This is a genomic window from Leisingera sp. F5 (assembly GCF_001593695.1).
Genome location: NZ_LUKH01000006.1, coordinates 71,286 through 86,360, shown reverse-complemented (window position 1 = coordinate 86,360; position 15,075 = coordinate 71,286). Strand labels below are relative to the sequence as shown.

General features: G+C 63.5%; 16 protein-coding genes. 10 read left to right on the top strand and 6 right to left on the bottom strand.

Features of this window, described 5'->3' with window-relative positions:
* Positions 1-6 precede the first annotated feature (6 nt).
* Positions 7-1,965, bottom strand: a complete 1,959-nt coding sequence (gene parE, locus A2I95_RS05315; protein ID WP_291728578.1) for a DNA topoisomerase IV subunit B — start codon at positions 1,963-1,965, stop codon at positions 7-9.
* 351 nt (positions 1,966-2,316) lie between these two features.
* Between parE and A2I95_RS05310 the strand changes: the two genes are divergently transcribed.
* The 3 genes from A2I95_RS05310 to A2I95_RS05300 all read left to right on the top strand — a co-directional run bounded on the left by A2I95_RS05310 (position 2,317) and on the right by A2I95_RS05300 (position 5,483).
* On the top strand, positions 2,317-3,732 hold the full coding sequence (locus A2I95_RS05310) for a pyridoxal-dependent decarboxylase (RefSeq protein ID WP_291728577.1): 1,416 nt from the start codon (positions 2,317-2,319) through the stop codon (positions 3,730-3,732).
* 202 nt (positions 3,733-3,934) lie between these two features.
* Positions 3,935-4,570 (top strand): DUF1007 family protein, encoded by a 636-nt coding sequence (locus A2I95_RS05305; RefSeq protein ID WP_291728575.1) that lies wholly within the window; start codon positions 3,935-3,937, stop codon positions 4,568-4,570.
* A gap of 1 nt (position 4,571) precedes the next feature.
* On the top strand, positions 4,572-5,483 hold the full coding sequence (locus A2I95_RS05300) for a hypothetical protein (RefSeq protein ID WP_291728573.1): 912 nt from the start codon (positions 4,572-4,574) through the stop codon (positions 5,481-5,483).
* Between the two features lie 4 nt (positions 5,484-5,487).
* Here the strand turns inward: A2I95_RS05300 and A2I95_RS05295 are convergent, their stop codons facing one another.
* On the bottom strand, positions 5,488-6,138 hold the full coding sequence (locus A2I95_RS05295; protein WP_291728571.1) for a TIGR02453 family protein: 651 nt from the start codon (positions 6,136-6,138) through the stop codon (positions 5,488-5,490).
* A 123-nt stretch (positions 6,139-6,261) separates the two neighbouring features.
* On the opposite strand from A2I95_RS05295, the gene A2I95_RS05290 reads away from it, so the two are divergent.
* The 3 genes from A2I95_RS05290 (at position 6,262) to A2I95_RS05280 (ending at position 9,291) form a co-directional block, all read left to right on the top strand.
* A complete protein-coding gene (locus A2I95_RS05290; protein WP_291728569.1) occupies positions 6,262-7,650 on the top strand; it encodes an MATE family efflux transporter in 1,389 nt (462 codons plus the stop codon).
* A gap of 67 nt (positions 7,651-7,717) precedes the next feature.
* Positions 7,718-8,164, top strand: coding sequence for a nucleoside deaminase (locus A2I95_RS05285; protein ID WP_291728567.1), 447 nt, complete (start codon positions 7,718-7,720; stop codon positions 8,162-8,164).
* A 143-nt stretch (positions 8,165-8,307) separates the two neighbouring features.
* A complete protein-coding gene (locus A2I95_RS05280) occupies positions 8,308-9,291 on the top strand; it encodes an NAD(P)H-binding protein (protein WP_291728565.1) in 984 nt (327 codons plus the stop codon).
* Between the two features lie 125 nt (positions 9,292-9,416).
* Here A2I95_RS05280 and A2I95_RS05275 read toward each other — a convergent pair whose 3' ends face one another.
* Positions 9,417-10,280 (bottom strand): delta-class carbonic anhydrase, encoded by an 864-nt coding sequence (locus A2I95_RS05275; RefSeq protein WP_291728563.1) that lies wholly within the window; start codon positions 10,278-10,280, stop codon positions 9,417-9,419.
* Positions 10,281-10,629: 349 nt separating this feature from the next.
* Between A2I95_RS05275 and A2I95_RS05270 the strand changes: the two genes are divergently transcribed.
* The gene (locus A2I95_RS05270) at positions 10,630-11,280 is read left to right on the top strand and encodes a hypothetical protein (protein ID WP_291728561.1); all 651 of its coding nucleotides are present in this window, start codon (positions 10,630-10,632) and stop codon (positions 11,278-11,280) included.
* 21 nt (positions 11,281-11,301) lie between these two features.
* Here A2I95_RS05270 and A2I95_RS05265 read toward each other — a convergent pair whose 3' ends face one another.
* Entirely contained in the window at positions 11,302-11,715 is a 414-nt protein-coding gene (locus A2I95_RS05265) for a hypothetical protein (protein WP_291728559.1), read from the bottom strand.
* Positions 11,716-11,729: 14 nt separating this feature from the next.
* Complete coding sequence (locus A2I95_RS05260; protein WP_291728557.1) at positions 11,730-12,932, bottom strand: pyridoxal phosphate-dependent aminotransferase; 1,203 nt, start codon at positions 12,930-12,932, stop codon at positions 11,730-11,732.
* A gap of 98 nt (positions 12,933-13,030) precedes the next feature.
* Between A2I95_RS05260 and A2I95_RS05255 the strand changes: the two genes are divergently transcribed.
* The 3 genes from A2I95_RS05255 (at position 13,031) to A2I95_RS05245 (ending at position 14,286) form a co-directional block, all read left to right on the top strand.
* Positions 13,031-13,447, top strand: a complete 417-nt coding sequence (locus A2I95_RS05255; protein WP_291728556.1) for a helix-turn-helix transcriptional regulator — start codon at positions 13,031-13,033, stop codon at positions 13,445-13,447.
* Positions 13,448-13,454: 7 nt separating this feature from the next.
* Positions 13,455-13,712 (top strand): succinate dehydrogenase assembly factor 2, encoded by a 258-nt coding sequence (locus A2I95_RS05250; RefSeq protein WP_291728554.1) that lies wholly within the window; start codon positions 13,455-13,457, stop codon positions 13,710-13,712.
* A 76-nt stretch (positions 13,713-13,788) separates the two neighbouring features.
* Positions 13,789-14,286, top strand: a complete 498-nt coding sequence (locus A2I95_RS05245) for a winged helix DNA-binding protein (protein ID WP_027259418.1) — start codon at positions 13,789-13,791, stop codon at positions 14,284-14,286.
* Between the two features lie 290 nt (positions 14,287-14,576).
* Here A2I95_RS05245 and A2I95_RS05240 read toward each other — a convergent pair whose 3' ends face one another.
* Positions 14,577-15,005: a VOC family protein gene (locus A2I95_RS05240; protein ID WP_291728550.1), complete on the bottom strand. Its 429-nt coding sequence runs from the start codon at positions 15,003-15,005 to the stop codon at positions 14,577-14,579.
* Positions 15,006-15,075: the final 70 nt, after the last annotated feature.

The window sequence follows — 15,075 nt, the reverse complement described above, 5'->3', positions numbered from 1 at the left end:
CCCCCCTCAAACATCCAGCTCCTCCACGAACTTCGCGTTCTCCTGAATATACTGGTAGCGCAGTTCGGGTTTCTTGCCCATCAGCTGTTCGACCAGCTCGCCGGTCTCGCCGGGTTCGTCCTCGTCGATGGTGACGCGGATCAGCTTGCGGGTGGTGGGGTCCATGGTGGTCTCCTTCAGGTCCTTGGCGTCCATTTCGCCAAGACCCTTGAAGCGGCTCACATCAATCTTGCCCTTGCCGCCGAGGCCTTTTTCCAGCCAGCTGTCGCGCTCGGCCTCGTCCAGGCAGTAGACGCGCTTCGCTCCTTGCGTCAGGCGGAACAGCGGCGGGCAGGCGAGGTAGAGGTGGCCGCCGTCGATCAGCGGGCGCATCTGGGTGAAGAAGAAGGTCATCAGCAGCGAGGCGATATGGGCGCCGTCGACGTCCGCATCGGTCATGATGATGATCTTGTCATAGCGCAGATCGTCGAGGTTGAACTTGGTGCCGGTGCCGACGCCCAGTGCCTCGCACAGGTCGCGGATTTCGGCGTTGGTGCCGATCTTGTTGGAGGCAGCGCCCAGCACGTTCAGGATCTTGCCCTTCAAGGGCAAGAGCGCCTGATTGACCCGGTTGCGCGCGCCCTTGCCGGAGCCGCCGGCCGAGTCGCCCTCGACGATGAACAGTTCGGTGCCGGAGCGGTCTTTGGAGGTGCAGTCGGTCAGCTTGCCCGGCAGGCGCAGCTTCTTGGTGGCGGATTTGCGCTGGGTCTCTTTCTCCTGCTTGCGGCGCAGGCGTTCCTCGGCCCGCAGCACCAGGAAATCGAGGATGGCGCCCGCCGATTTGGTGTCGGCGGCGAGCCAGTTGTCGAAATGGTCGCGGACCGAGTTTTCCACCATTTTCGAGGCGGACTCGGTCGAGAGGCGGTCCTTGGTCTGGCCCACGAATGCGGGGTCTGCGATGAAGCAGGAAATCAGCGCGCAGCCGCCGGCCATCAGGTCGTCGCGGGTGATGTTGCCGGCCTTCTTGTTGCCGACCAGATCGCCGTAGGCCTTGATGCCCTTGAGGATGGCGGCCCAGAAGCCGGCGACATGGGTGCCGCCCTCGGGCGTGGGGACGGTGTTGCAGTAGGATTGGGTGAAACCGTCGCGCGAGGGCGTCCAGTTGATCGCCCATTCGACGTAACCCGGCGCGTTGAATTTCTCGCGGAACTCAACCTTGCCGGCAAAGGGCGCGTCTGCGTAGACCGAGGATTTGCCCAGCACTTCGCTCAGGTAGTCGCGCAGGCCCCCGGGGAAGTGAAAGGTGGCCTCGGCCGGGGTTTCACCGTCGTCGATATGGGTTTTCCAGCGGATTTCGACACCGGAGAACAGATAGGCCTTGGAGCGTACCAGGGTCATCAGGCGCTTGGGCTTGAACCGGTGGTGGCCGAAGATCTGCTCGTCGGCGTGGAAGGTCACGAAGGTGCCGCGCTTGTTGGGAGCGGCGCCGATTTTCTCAACGGGTCCCAGCGGCAACCCGCGGGAGAAACGCTGTTCGAAAAGCTCCTTGTTCTTGGCCACTTGCACCACCAGCGAATCCGACAGCGCGTTCACCACCGAGGAGCCTACGCCGTGCAGGCCGCCGGAGGTCTGGTAGGCCTTGCCGGAAAACTTGCCGCCCGCGTGCAGGGTGCAGAGGATCACCTCAAGCGCGGATTTGTCCGGGAACTTGGGGTGCGGGTCGATCGGGATGCCGCGGCCGTTGTCGGTGATGGTGACGGAATAATCCGCGTTCAGGGTGACTTCGATGCGGTTGGCATGGCCCGCGACGGCCTCGTCCATCGAGTTGTCGAGGATCTCGGCCACCATGTGATGCAGCGCGCGCTCATCGGTGCCGCCGATATACATGCCGGGGCGCTGGCGGACCGGCTCAAGCCCTTCCAGAACTTCGATCGAGGAGGCGTCATAGGTGTCGGCTGCAGGCGTGCTGAGGAGGTCGTCGGCCATATGCGGGAACTGCTCTTCCTTGGTGTTGATTGGCAGTCATTATGGCAGGTGTTGGGGCCGGGTGGAAGAGGGGCGCAAGGGGCTGTGGATAAGGCGGGTTGGGGTTTTTCCAGGGTCAGGGAAAAGAGCGGTCAGGGCAGTGCTTGGCCCCGGTGGGCAAAAACCGCCCTCCCGCTTTGGCCCGGGCGGCAGCGGGTGCAGAGGGACGCTCTGGTTACTGTGCGGGCCAGGGTGAGTTTTCAAACCATCGAAGGTAAGTTCCGATAATCCGGGTGCGTCGATATTTTCCGTGCGGTGCAGGGGGCTGGGGGGTAGACCTCGGCCAGCGAATGGCATGAGGAGGGCGCGCGGGTGGCTGACAAGGGGATCAGGACGCAGGATTGGGTGGCGTTCCGGGCGGAGGCGCAGCGGATGCTGGAGGCGGCGCTGGACCAGATGCAACAGGCCGCGGAGCATCCCTGGCAGCCGGTGCCCGACGACATTGATGCGCGCTATGCGGTGACGGCGCAGGCGCAGGGGCCGGAAGCGGCGGTGGACCGGATCATCCGCGACGTGCTGCCCTATCATGGCGGCAACACCCATCCGCGGTTCTGGGGCTGGGTGCAGGGATCGGGGCTGGCGACGGACCTGATCGCTTCGGTCGCGGCGGCGGCGGTCAATGCTAATATGGGCGGGCGCGATCACGGAGCGAACTATATGGAGCGCGCCGTTGTCGACTGGACCCGTCAAAAGATGGGGATGCCCGAAGGGGCCAGCGGGCTGCTGGTGACTGGCACCTCGCAGGCGACGGTGATTGCCTTTCAGGCTGCGCGGCTGAGGGTTCTGAAGGATTTGCGCAAATCCGGTCAGGGTGACGTGCGGCTGACCGCCTATGCGGGCGAGGGCGTGCATAACGCGACGCTGAAGGCGGTGGAGCTGCTGGGCATCGGCTCGGACAACCTGCGCAAGGTGCCCTTGGCTGGCGGACAGATCGACTGCGCGGCTTTGGCGGCGATGGTTGAGGCGGACAAGGCCGCCGGGGCGCTGCCGTTTCTGGTGGTGGGTACCGCCGGATCGGTGGATCTGGGGCTTTATGATGATCTGAATGCACTGGCGGATGCGGCGGCGGGGCTGGGGCTGTGGCTTCATGTGGACGGGGCCTTTGGCGCCTGGACGCGGATTGCGGCGGAGCCTTGGCGGTCCTTGTCCGACGGGATCAGACGGGCCGACAGCATCGCGCTGGATTTCCACAAGTGGATGTATGTGGGCTATGACTGCGGCATGGCACTGCTGCGCAACGAAGACGAGCACCGGGCGGCGTTTTCGGCGCGGCCTTCATATCTGGAGGGGGCCGAGCGCGGGCTGGCGGGCGGCGAGCCGTGGTTCTGTGATTACGGCATCGACCTGAGCCGCGGCAACCGGGCGCTGAAGGTTTGGACCGCGCTGGAAACCTATGGCGAGGCGGCGTTTTCGGAAGCCATTACGGGGAACTGCGCGCTGGCGGCATTCATGGCGGCAGAGGTTGGGGCGCAGCCGGATATGGCGCTGGGGGCGCCGGTGGTGTCGAATGTCTGTGTGTTTACTGCCCGCAGTGATCTGGAACCTGAGGCGCAGTCCGAGGTGAACGCGCGGATTGCCCAGACCCTGCAGGAGAGCGGCGAGGCGGTGTTTTCCACCACCCGGTCGCAGGGCCGGGTGATGCTGCGTGCCGCGATCACCAACCACCGCAGCCGCGAGGCGGATGTGCGGGCTGCAATTGCGGCAGTGGCGCGGGAGGCGGCTGTTTAGGCAGTTTGCCATGCGCCCGGCCGGATGCGGGGGCGGGGCTGGCCGGAGGCGTGAAGCTGAAGCAGAGAAAAGGGGCGTTGCCCCTCGGCCTTCCGGCCTCACCCCAAGGTATTTCTGACCAGAAAGAAGCGGTCAGGCTGAAGCCTGCCGGTGAGGTGCGCGGCTGTTGCGGGGGGGCGGATTGGGGCGTAAAGCTGTGGTTATGAAACGTTTTGTTCCCTTGCTTTCGTTTGCGCTGCTGGTGCCGCAGGGCGCCGGGTCGCATCCGCATATCTTTGTCGACACCGCTCTGAAGGTTGTTGTTTCGGACGCCGGGCAGTTGCAGGCGGTGGAGATCACCTGGGCTTATGACGAGTTTTACTCGTTGCTGATTTTTGAGGATCAAGGGCTGGACAGCGATTACGACGGTGCGCTGACAGCCGCGGAACTGGCCGGGCTGCAAGGCTTTGACATGGTTTGGACCGACGGGTTCCAGGGCGACACTTATCTGACCCGTGAAGGGGTTGCGCTGGCGCTGGGGGCGCCGGAGCATCTGTCCACTGAGGTTGCCGAAGGGCGCATCACCACCCGCCACCGGCGCGTTCTGCTGCAGCCGCAGGCCGCGGACGGCGTGATGATCAAGGCCTATGATCCAACGTATTACACGGCCTATACCCTGACCGGCGGGCTGGAGGTTTCGGGCGGCTGCCAGGGGCGTGTCACCCCGCCGGATCTGGATGCGGCCTATACCAAAGTTGAAGAGCTGCTCTATGCGATGCCCGCGGATCAGGCAGAGGCGGCTTATCCGCAGGTCGGCGAAGCCTTTGCCGATACTGTGCAGCTGAGCTGCGGGGCGTAAGATGCGGGCTTTTCTGGCAGTTACAGCGCTGGCTGTTGCGGCTTTTGCAGCCTGGCTGTGGGGCTTTGGCGGCGCCGGTGTTGTTGCCGCCTGGGCGGGCGAAGGCCAGCGCGAGGCGCAGACCGCGATGGCACGGGGGCTGCGGGCTTTGCGGGCCGGCGAGCCCGGGGCGCTGACGGCGCTGCTTGCTTTGTGTTTTGCCTACGGTTTTTTTCATGCCGCCGGGCCGGGGCATGGCAAGCTGGTGATCGGCGGCTATGGCATGGCCAAGCCGGTGCCCTTGCTGCGGCTGGCCGGGCTGGCGCTGGCGTCTTCGCTGGCGCAGGCGGCGACGGCGGTGGTGCTGGTGGCGGGCGGGCTGCTGCTGCTGGACTGGGGGCGGGAACAGCTGACCAGTGCTGCCGAGGATGTGCTGGCGCCGGTGTCCTACGGGCTGATTGCTCTGGTGGGGCTGTGGCTGCTGCTGCGCGGCGCGCGGCGGCTGCTGGGCAGCCGGGCCGGCAGGGCGGGAGAGCACCATCATCACCACCATCATGAGCATGAAGATGTCTGTGCCTCCTGCGGGCACCGGCACGGGCCCACGGCGGAGGAGGCGGCCAATGCCGCGTCGCTGCGCGATGCGCTGGCGATCATTGGCGCGGTGGCGCTGCGGCCCTGCACTGGGGCAGTGTTTCTGCTGCTTTTGACCTGGAGCATGGGCGTGCTGTGGGCCGGGATTGCCGGGGCCTTTGCCATGGGGCTTGGCACCGCAACGGTGACTGTGGCGGTGGCGGCGGCAGCGGTCACCCTGCGCAAGGGCGCGCTGGCTCAGATGCAAGGGACGGGTGCGCTGCGGGCCGCGGCGGTGCTGGAGATCGCCGCGGGCGCAGTGGTGGCGGTGCTGGCCTGTCAGATCATGCTGCGGGCGCTTTGAAGGATCACGCGGTCAGGGCGCTGTCGAGCAGGGCAAACACCGGCTCCTGGGTGAGATAGGCTGACATCAGGGCCTGCATCGGGGCGGTTTGCTCGCGCGGGGTCATCTCGTGCCAGAAAGTCAGGGATTTGCGCTGCAGCAGGTGTCCGTGCGGGTGGGCCTTGCCATAGGGGGCGGGCACGCGTTTCAGTTCGGGGTCTTTGACGGCGTGGCCCTTGAGCGCCAGAATATCCGCCAGCGCTGCGATCTCGTCGCCATAGGCGCCGTCGATGGCAGCACGCCAGCGCGGCAGCTGCGGCTTACTGAAACCCATAATGCCGCCGCCTGCGGTGCAATACTCCGGGGCCACGCCGAAGAACAGCGCGCAGCCGCTGCTGTTCAGCGTCCACATCAGGTGCAGATGGGTGGTGTAGGGCGTCTTGTCCTTGGAAAACCGCACATCGCGCTGGGGGCGGAACAATTTGCCGGTAACTTCGGCACCGTTGCGCCGGGTGATGGCCTGGGAGACTTCATCCAGCAGCCGCAGCGCGGGGGATTTCAGCTGGGCTTCATATCTGTCCTTCTGCGCGGTGAACCAGTCCCGGCTGTTGTTCTGCGAAAGCGCCGCCAGAAAGGCGCGGGCATCGGGGATCAGCTGGGCAAAGGTGTCGGTCATCGCAATAGAGCTCCTGGCAAGCGGGCGGGAAACCCGCCTGTGCAGTTTATCACCATAGGCCTGTGCAGGGGCAAGGAAACTCCGCTCTTGCGGGGGGGAACGCCCAAGCCTAAGGCTGGCTGTATGAGCACATTGGCGACCAAACACACCGAGATGTCCCTGCGCGGCCATGCCAGGGCGATTGCCATCCTTGGGCTGCCGCTGATCGGCGGCCATGTGGCGCAATTTGCAATCGGGCTGACCGACACCGTGATGCTGGGCTGGTACGGGGTGGAGGCGCTGGCGGCGGTGACGCTGGGGGCGACCTATTTCTTTTCCATTTTCCTGCTGGGATCCGGTTTTGCCTTTGCGGTGATGCCGATGGTGGCGGCGGCGGCCGGTGCCGGGGAAGAGCGGCAGATCCGGCGCTCGACCCGCATGGGGCTGTGGCTGTCGCTGGTCTATGGGGCGGCGGCGATGCCGTTGTTGTGGTGGTCGGAACCGATCCTGCTGATGCTGGGGCAGCAGGCGGATATTGCCCATGCGGCGGCAGAGTATCTGCGGATTGCCGGCTGGGCCATTTTTCCGGCACTGCTGTATATGGTTGCCAAATCCTATCTGGCGGCGCTGGAACGCACCCAGATCGTGCTGTGGCTGTCTGTTTTCGGTGCCGTGCTGAACGCGCTGGTGAACTATGCTCTGATCTTTGGCAATTGGGGCGCGCCGGAGCTGGGGATCACAGGGGCGGCGATTGCGTCGCTGGTGACCAACGGGGTGTCCTTTGCGCTGGTGCTGGCCTATGCGCTGAAGGTGCTGCCGGAGCATGAGCTGATGAAGAATTTCCAGCGCCCGGATTGGGAAATGCTGGGGCAGGTGTTCCGCATGGGCGCCCCGATCGGCCTGACCACCCTGGCTGAGACCAGCCTGTTTGCCGCCTCGGCGATGATGATGGGCTGGCTGGGCACGGTGCCGCTGGCGGCGCACGGGATCGCGATCTCGCTGGCGGGGCTGACGTTCATGGTGCATCTGGGGCTGTCTAATGCGGCCACGATCCGGGCGGGCAATGCCTTTGGGCGGAGCGACCGGGACCACATGGCGCGCGGCGGCAAGGTTGTGACGGTGATGTCGCTGGTGGTGTCCGTGGTTGGGATCACTCTGTTCCTGGCCATTCCCGATCCGCTGATGTCGCTGTTCCTGGATCCGGCGGATCCGCAGAAGACGGAAATTCTGCTGATCGGTGCGGGTCTGTTGGCGGCAGCGGCGCTGTTTCAGCTGATGGACGGGATGCAGGCGATTGCATTGGGGTTGTTGCGCGGGGTGCAGGATACCGGCGTGCCGATGGTGATTGCCGTGCTCAGCTATTGGGCGGTTGGAATCCCGGCGTCCTATGTCTTTGGCTTTGTGCTGGAGTGGGGCGGTGTTGGCGTCTGGGTGGGGCTGATTGCGGGGCTGTCCGTTGCAGGCCTGTTCCTGATGGCGCGCTTTTGGAAGCAGTCGATCAAGACGGTGGGTGCTGCGGCGGCGCGGGGTTGACCGTCCTGTGCCCCGCGGGCAGGTTTCTGAAAGAGCATTGTATTCATTCAAAAAGAGGCTTTTTCCCATGATGACAGACGACGACAGGCACCTGCTGCGGATCGCCTATGAGGAAGCAAAGGCGGGCTTTGACGAGGGCGGATGCCCGATCGGATCGGTACTGGCGCGGGAGGGCCAGGTGGTGGCGCAGGGCCGCAATCAGCGGGTGCAGAAGGGCGATCCGATTGCTCATGGCGAGATGGACGCGCTGCGCAAGGCGGGGCGGCAGAAAAGCTACCGGGACACGGTGCTGTATACCTCGCTGTCGCCCTGCATGATGTGCAGCGGCACCATTGTGCAGTTCGGCATCCCGCGGGTGGTGATCGGCGACACCAAGAATTTTGGCGGCAACGAGGAATTCCTGCGCTCCAGGGGCGTTGACGTGGTGATTGCCGGGGACCCGGACTGCATCGCGCTGATGGAACGGTTTATCCGGGAAAGGCCGGAGCTGTGGGCGGAAGACATCGCCGAGTGACGGCAGTCTGAGGTCTGGCGAAACTATGATATTTTGCGTCGGGTTTCGTAGGCTTGGCGCAGGAGGTTTGCTGTAGGGTCTGCGCAGATTTGCAATACATGCGCGCGCCGTTTGGACGGTGCGCAGCAGCAGGAGATTCTGCCATGTCCAAACCCATTGTTCTGATCACCTCGGCCACCGGCCGTATCGGCCGCGAATTGGTGGCGCGTTTGGCCGCCGCAGGCGGCTTCACCGTCCGGGCCTGCTATTTCAGCGAGGCCAAGGCCGAGCAGCTGACCGCGATGGGCGCTGATGAGGTTGTGAAGTTCGACCTGTCGGAACCGGCCACCTGGGAAGCGGCGCTGGACGGTGTTTCCGCGGTTTATTCGGCTTCGCTGGACCCGATGCTGGAGGGGCATCTGAACTTTGCCAAAGCGCTGGGCGACCGCAAGGATCAGATCAAACATGTGGTGCGCGTCAGCTGCATGGGGGCGGATACCAATACCGCCGATTATGACGCCGCCACCCATGCGTCACGCGCAGGCGCAGGCATTCCGCTGATGCTGCAGCACTACTGGTGGGGCGAGAAAGCGCTGATCGACGCAGGCCTGAACGTGACCGCGCTGCGCAACAACTTCTTCATGAACCACCTGCTGAAGACCGATTGCGGCACCATCGAGGCCGAGGGCTGGTTCTCCAACCCGCTGGGGGATATGCGCAATTCTTTTGTCGCCACCCGCGACATTGCCGAGGCTGCAGCGGTGGTGCTGGCCGAGGGCCCCGGGCGGCATGGCAACAAGTTTTATGACATCACCGGCCCGGCACCGCAGTCGATGGCGGAAATCGCCGCTGATCTGGGCCGCGCGATGGGCAAGGAGATCACCTATCGCGCCCAGTCCATGGAACAGTTCGAGGCCGATTTCGGCAGCACTCGCGCCGAATTCTTCGAGTATCTGACCAATGGGTTCTATACCCGCTGCAGCCCGGATTTTTATAACATCACCGGGCACAAGCCGACCTCCTATTATGACTATCTGACCAGCAAGGGCGCCAGCGGTGAAACGGGCCTTGAGGAACTGTGGCAGGGCAATCTGTGGAAGAAGGGCGTCGATGCGATGAAAGACGCGGCGGCCGCCACGGCGTCCTGAGCCGCCGCGGGCCGGTTGTCAGCCTAAGTAAAAAGAGGGGCTTCGCGCGGGCAGCGCGAAGCCCCTGGCCTGTCCTGCATGGGGGGCTGCGCGGGCAGGCCTTCAGCGCCGTTGAGCCGGCGGTCTTAGCGGCTGATGCCTGACAGCAGATCCGGGTTCGTCACCAGATTGCGAACACCGTGGGCATGATCCTCCATAAAGACATTGCCTTCCAGCCACTTTCCAACCGAATGAATGTTCACCTTGGCGACCTTGGGGCGCACACTCCAGGAGACCTGGAAGGGGGAGCCGTCCTCGTTATAGCCGGGGCCGGTGGTGGAGCCGGCATATTGCACCGGGGTGCCGGTATCGCTGGGAATATTGCTGGCCTGATGCAGCCCGTTTGCTTTGCCCAGATGGGCCAGTGCGCCGAAGTTGAGCGCATTTTCGTCGTTCACCAGCACAAAAACCTGCGCTTCGACCCGCAGCTGCGGGTTTTTGATCGCATCGCTGAGGCAGGACCCAAGGGTCGGGCCGGGCTGCACCTGGGCGGTGGAGTGTACGTAATGCACCTCGATCGTGTCACCGGGTTGCAGGCCGCCGTGTTCGGTTGCGCCGATGGGATGGTCGAGCGGTGCCAGTTCTGCGGCGGTCAGCTCACCGTCGTATTTGTAGCCGGTGCCATAGCCGTGGCCGTCGCCATTGCCGGCGAAAGTAGTGAATTCACCGCCGTGGTGCTCGGCGTTTTCGTGAAAGTGGATGTTGCACAGGTTCATTTCCGCATAATCCGGCGCCGCCTCGAAGCTGCGCGTGTTGCTGCCAGCGGCGGCGTCTATGTCGCGCGGTGACTGGGGCCCGAAACCGGCGCCCTTGGTCTTGGCCGCCAGGGTTGCGCGCTGTTCGGCAATTGCACTGTCCGCAACGGCACCCGCGCCGACAGCATGGGTTGCGGTCCCGGCAAGCAGGGTGGAAACAGTGGCGGCGGCCAGAGGCAGAATGGGTTTTTGCATAAGGATTCCTGTTGCAACTGAGAACAAAAGCGGGACGTACCGCTGCACCGCAGGTTCTGCGGGTGCGGGGCTGCTCAGGCGGCAGCGACTAAGATGTGATATTGGGATTGTGTTGATGAGAAAATAATCATCCAGTAGTTGTATTTCGCGGTCGCTGCATCTGCTTTGGCGGTGTGATATGCTGGGTGGAAACACTGCCACCGGCGGCAAGGAGGCACCTGTTATGGCAAGCTCCGTTCCCTGTCCTGTTTTTCCGGCGTCTCTAAGGGGCGTTTTGCTCGCCTGCCTGGCGTTGATAGCCTTGGCGGCGGGAGCGGCGGCAGAGACAGAGCGGCCCCGAAGCGGGCTGATGTGGAACAGAACCGGGCTGCCGGCCGTTTTTCCGTTGCAGGTGAAAAGCCCGCCGGGGGCGGATTACTATCTGGTGCTAAGCAATGAAGAGAGCGGGGAGGAGGCGCTGGCGGCCTATTTCAGAGGCGGTGCGTTCTTTAAAGTGCTGGTGCCGCCGGGCCGTTTCGTGCTGCATTTTGCCAGCGGATCCGGCTGGCAGGGCGAGGGGCGGCTTTTCGGCCCCGAAACGCGGGTTTTCAAGCTGCCGGATGCACTGGAATTTGCCATCCGCGGGGCAGGGATCAAGGGCGGGCACAAGATAACCCTGACGCAGAGCGGCGCCTATTTGCAGGCCGCGGTCAAGGAACAGTACATCTGCCAGGTTGCCAGTCTGGACGGGCCGGTGCCGGAGCCCCGCCCGCTGCAGGAAGCCGGGGAGCTGTTCCGGCTGGGCGGTGACCGCAATGAAAGATGGAGCCTGCATTTGCGGTGGCGGCTGGGGTTGCGCGCGCCTGGGGCGGGCACGGCGGAACAGTTATGGCAGCGCAGATGGTTTGTGCTGGGCAGCCCGCTGTTGCCCAGGCGCCAGGCGGCCGGGGACAACCCGGCCCCCCGTCGGGCGGACCCCCGGTTCCGGTCTTTTGCGGTCCGGTCGCTGTTTTGCGGCTGAAGCGCCCAAGCGGGCCGGAGGTCAATCTCCGCCGCGGTCCTTCATCAGCCGGTCGGCCTTTTTGCGCACCAGCACGCCGCGCAGGTCGTGCATGGCCAGCAGCAAAGCGTCGGTGACGTCCTCCAGCTGCGCATCCGTGGCCCGGCTGTTGGCCCAATGCGCGGTGAGGTTCAGATGATCGATGGCGCGGTGGATATCGTCGGTATCGCGGGCCGCAATTGTGGCGGCGCGGTCTTCCATCCAGGACTTGATCTCGGCGATGTCCTGTTCGGACAATTCGCGCTGGCCATGCGGTTTGATCTCGCCGTTGCGGATGTTCACAACGGCGATCTGGTCCATTTCAATCCGCCGCTGGCGGTTCTCGGTGTCTACGCGAAAGACAAAAGCGCCGTTCTCACGGACGCGGAAATAATAGTCCGGCAGGTCGGCGCTCATGTCTTCTTCTCCCGTTACGTCAGCGCGGCGCAGAAGGCCTGGATGCGGCTGCAGGCCGTCTCCAGCGCTGCGTCGGATGTAGCGTAGCTGACGCGGAAGTTGGGCGACAGCCCGAAGGCGGCGCCAAAGACCACGGCCACGTCAGCCTCTTCCAGCAGGGCGGTGGCGAAGTCCTCGTCCGTTTCAATCACCTTGCCGGCGGGCGTGGTCTTGCCGATCAGCCCGGCGATGGAGGGATAGACGTAAAAGGCGCCTTCGGGTGTGGGACAGGAGATGCCGTCGATCTGGTTCAGCATCCGCACCACCAGGTCGCGGCGGCGGACAAATGTCGCGTTGTTGGGCGCCAGGAAATCCTGGGTGCCGTTCAGCGCCTCTACCGCGGCCCACTGGCTGATGGAACAGGGGTTGGAGGTGGATTGCGACTGCACCTTGCGCATGGCAGCGATCAGTTTTTCCGGACCTGCCGCATAGCCAATGCGCCAGCCGGTCATGGCATAAGCCTTGGAGACGCCGTTGCAGGTGAGGGTTCGGCTGTACAGCGCCGGTTCCACTTCCGCCGGGGTGCAGAATTCGAATCCGTCATAGGCGAGGTGTTCATACATGTCGTCGGTCATCACCCACACATGCGGGTGGCGCATCAGCACATCGGTCAGCTCTTTCAGTTCCGCCCGGCTGTAGCCGGCACCGGTGGGGTTCGAAGGCGAGTTGAAGATGAACCATTTGGTTTTCGGGGTGATCGCAGCCTCCAGCTGATCGGCGGTCAGCTTGAAATTGGTCTGGATCGAGGTCTCGGCAATCACCGGCGTGCCGCCGGCCAGCAGCACCATGTCCGGGTAGCTGACCCAATAAGGGGCAGGGATCACCACCTCGTCGCCGTCGTTCAGGGTCGCCATCAGCGCATTATAGAGCGTCTGTTTGCCCCCGGTTCCGACCGAGACCTGCGCGGGCGTGTAGTCCAGCCCGTGGTCGCGCTTCATCTTGGCGCAGACCGCCTGTTTCAGCTCGGGGATGCCGTCGGGGGCGGTGTATTTGGTCTTGCCCGCAGCAATGGCGGCGACCGCTGCGTCCTTGATGTTCTGCGGCGTGTCAAAGTCCGGCTCGCCGGCGCTGAGGCCAATGACGTCGCGTCCTGCGGCCTTCAGTTCAGCCGCCTTGGCGGTCATCGCGATGGTCGGTGACGGTTTTACGCGGGATAAGGTCTTGGACAGGAATGACATGGGGGCTAGGCCTTGGTTTGTATGTTTCGCAGAACTGTCATAGGGTGCGGCTAAACGGCGATCAAGCCGCGTCGAAACTGGATTTAGGAGAACTGGCAATGACGGAGCAGAACACAGACTGGTACGGTCCGGATGCGGCAACTTTCGGCGACCGCGTGGCGGCTGCACGGGAAGCCGCAGGGATGACCCAGGGCCAGCTGGCGCGCCGGCTTGGCATCAAGAAATCCACTCTCAGCGCTTGGGAGCGGGATCTGGCGGAACCGCGCGCCAACAAGCTGACCATGCTGGCAGGTGTGTTGAACGTGTCGATGTCCTGGCTGCTGACCGGCGAAGGCGAAGGCATGTCGGAACCGGCGCCGCTGGAGCTGGACGCTGGCGATTTTGCAAGTGTTCTGAGCGAATTGCGCGATCTGCGCAGCGAAATGCGCCAGAATGCGGAGCGTGCGGCGCGTTTGGAGAAAAAGCTGCGGACGCTGCTGCAGGTCAATGACAGCCAGGCAACTGAAGCTGCCTGAGACCGGGATGCAGGAAGACCGTGCCACCCGCCTGAAGCGGTTGCAGATGCGCTCGATGCGCCGGGGTATCAAGGAAATGGATATCCTGCTGTCGGCCTTTGCAGCCGCGAATCTTGCGCAGATGGACGAGGCGCAGCTGGATCTATATGACCAGCTGCTGCTCGAAAATGATCAGGATCTCTATCAATGGGTCACCGGTCAGGCGGCACCGCAAGAGCGGTTCCGCGCCCTGGTTGCGGATATATCGCAAACGTACCAAAAATAATAAAATACCGGCTTAACTGATTTTTCGGGAATTGTTGGCATCTTGTCTCAAGAGCAAATTCGAGTCGGAGATGCGAATGAGTATGGAAATGCCAATCGGCCAGACGGACCGCAAAGGGTTCATGACTGGCTACCTGGAGGCGCTGGGTCTGCTTGAGCGCCTTCATCGTCTGCTGCTGGACGTCATCAAGGATGAGTTCGAACGCGTCGGCGTGCTGGAGATCAATGCGGTCCAGGCGCTGCTGCTGTTCAACATCGGCGACAATGAAGTGACCGCCGGGGAATTGAAGACCCGCGGCTACTATCAGGGCAGCAATGTCAGCTATAACCTGAAGAAGCTGGTCGAGATGGGCTATATGCACCATCAGCGCTGCGAGATCGACCGCCGGTCGGTGCGCGTCCGTCTGACCCAGCGGGGCCGGGAAATCCGCGATATCGTGTCGGCGCTGTTCTCGCGCCATGCGGAAGGGCTGGAGAACAAGGATGTGATCTCCTCCGAAGGAATCGACGATATCTCCACCGCGCTGAAGCGGATGGAGCGGTATTGGTCGGACCAGATCCGCTATATTTATTAAGCCGCCGGTTGGGGTGTGAAATCCCAGCGGGCAACAGGCCGGGCAGAGCCGGGAAAACACCGGCGGGCCGCAGACAGAGCATGAGGGGAAACCGTGCTCTGGACGTATTGAAGGGCAAAGCGCCAGGATCCGCGAAAAGGTCCATGGCAGATGGCTGCAGAAGCGGCCGCCCTTGTTACCGGGTTTGAGGGTTGCAGGAAATCAATAAGCGGCTGCAGAGGCCGCATGGAACGGGCAGCACCAAACCGGTGCTGCGCCGGGTTTTCTGCGTTGCGGAACGGGGTGTTACCCTACCACTTGCCGGTGTTTTCCATGCCGGCCCAGGGTTCTGCAGGTGCCAGCGGCTCACCGTTTTGCAGAAGTTCGATTGACACATTGTCGGGGGAGCGGACAAAGGCCATATGCCCGTCGCGGGGCGGGCGGTTGATGGTGACGCCATTGTCCATCAGGTGCTGGCAGGCGGCATAGATATCATCAACGCCATAGGCGAGATGCCCGAAATGGCGGCTGTCATCAGGCAGCGCATCATCGCCGTCCCAGTTATAAGTGAGTTCCAGCGGCGCCTCCTCCTGGCCCGGCGGGGCCATGAAGACCAGGGTGAACCGGCCCTGCTCATTCTCCCAGCGGCGGGTCTCCCGGAGGCCCAGAAGAGAGTAAAATGCCATCGATTTTTCCAGATCCTTCACCCGGACCATGGTGTGCAGATATGTGAGGGGCATCGGCGGTCTCTCCTGTCTGTGTTTGAAGGGATTTAATCGGGGTGGTGCGCAATGGCCAGCGAAAGCGCCA

Coding starts and splice junctions, on each gene's coding strand:
- parE (WP_291728578.1), bottom strand. CDS start 1,965: ATGGCCGACGACCTCCTCAGCACGCCTGCAGCCGACACCTATGACGCC.
- A2I95_RS05305 (WP_291728575.1), top strand. CDS start 3,935: ATGAAACGTTTTGTTCCCTTGCTTTCGTTTGCGCTGCTGGTGCCGCAG.
- A2I95_RS05300 (WP_291728573.1), top strand. CDS start 4,572: ATGCGGGCTTTTCTGGCAGTTACAGCGCTGGCTGTTGCGGCTTTTGCA.
- A2I95_RS05295 (WP_291728571.1), bottom strand. CDS start 6,138: ATGACCGACACCTTTGCCCAGCTGATCCCCGATGCCCGCGCCTTTCTG.
- A2I95_RS05290 (WP_291728569.1), top strand. CDS start 6,262: ATGAGCACATTGGCGACCAAACACACCGAGATGTCCCTGCGCGGCCAT.
- A2I95_RS05285 (WP_291728567.1), top strand. CDS start 7,718: ATGATGACAGACGACGACAGGCACCTGCTGCGGATCGCCTATGAGGAA.
- A2I95_RS05280 (WP_291728565.1), top strand. CDS start 8,308: ATGTCCAAACCCATTGTTCTGATCACCTCGGCCACCGGCCGTATCGGC.
- A2I95_RS05275 (WP_291728563.1), bottom strand. CDS start 10,280: ATGCAAAAACCCATTCTGCCTCTGGCCGCCGCCACTGTTTCCACCCTG.
- A2I95_RS05270 (WP_291728561.1), top strand. CDS start 10,630: ATGTGGAACAGAACCGGGCTGCCGGCCGTTTTTCCGTTGCAGGTGAAA.
- A2I95_RS05265 (WP_291728559.1), bottom strand. CDS start 11,715: ATGAGCGCCGACCTGCCGGACTATTATTTCCGCGTCCGTGAGAACGGC.
- A2I95_RS05260 (WP_291728557.1), bottom strand. CDS start 12,932: ATGTCATTCCTGTCCAAGACCTTATCCCGCGTAAAACCGTCACCGACC.
- A2I95_RS05255 (WP_291728556.1), top strand. CDS start 13,031: ATGACGGAGCAGAACACAGACTGGTACGGTCCGGATGCGGCAACTTTC.
- A2I95_RS05250 (WP_291728554.1), top strand. CDS start 13,455: ATGCAGGAAGACCGTGCCACCCGCCTGAAGCGGTTGCAGATGCGCTCG.
- A2I95_RS05245 (WP_027259418.1), top strand. CDS start 13,789: ATGAGTATGGAAATGCCAATCGGCCAGACGGACCGCAAAGGGTTCATG.
- A2I95_RS05240 (WP_291728550.1), bottom strand. CDS start 15,005: ATGCCCCTCACATATCTGCACACCATGGTCCGGGTGAAGGATCTGGAA.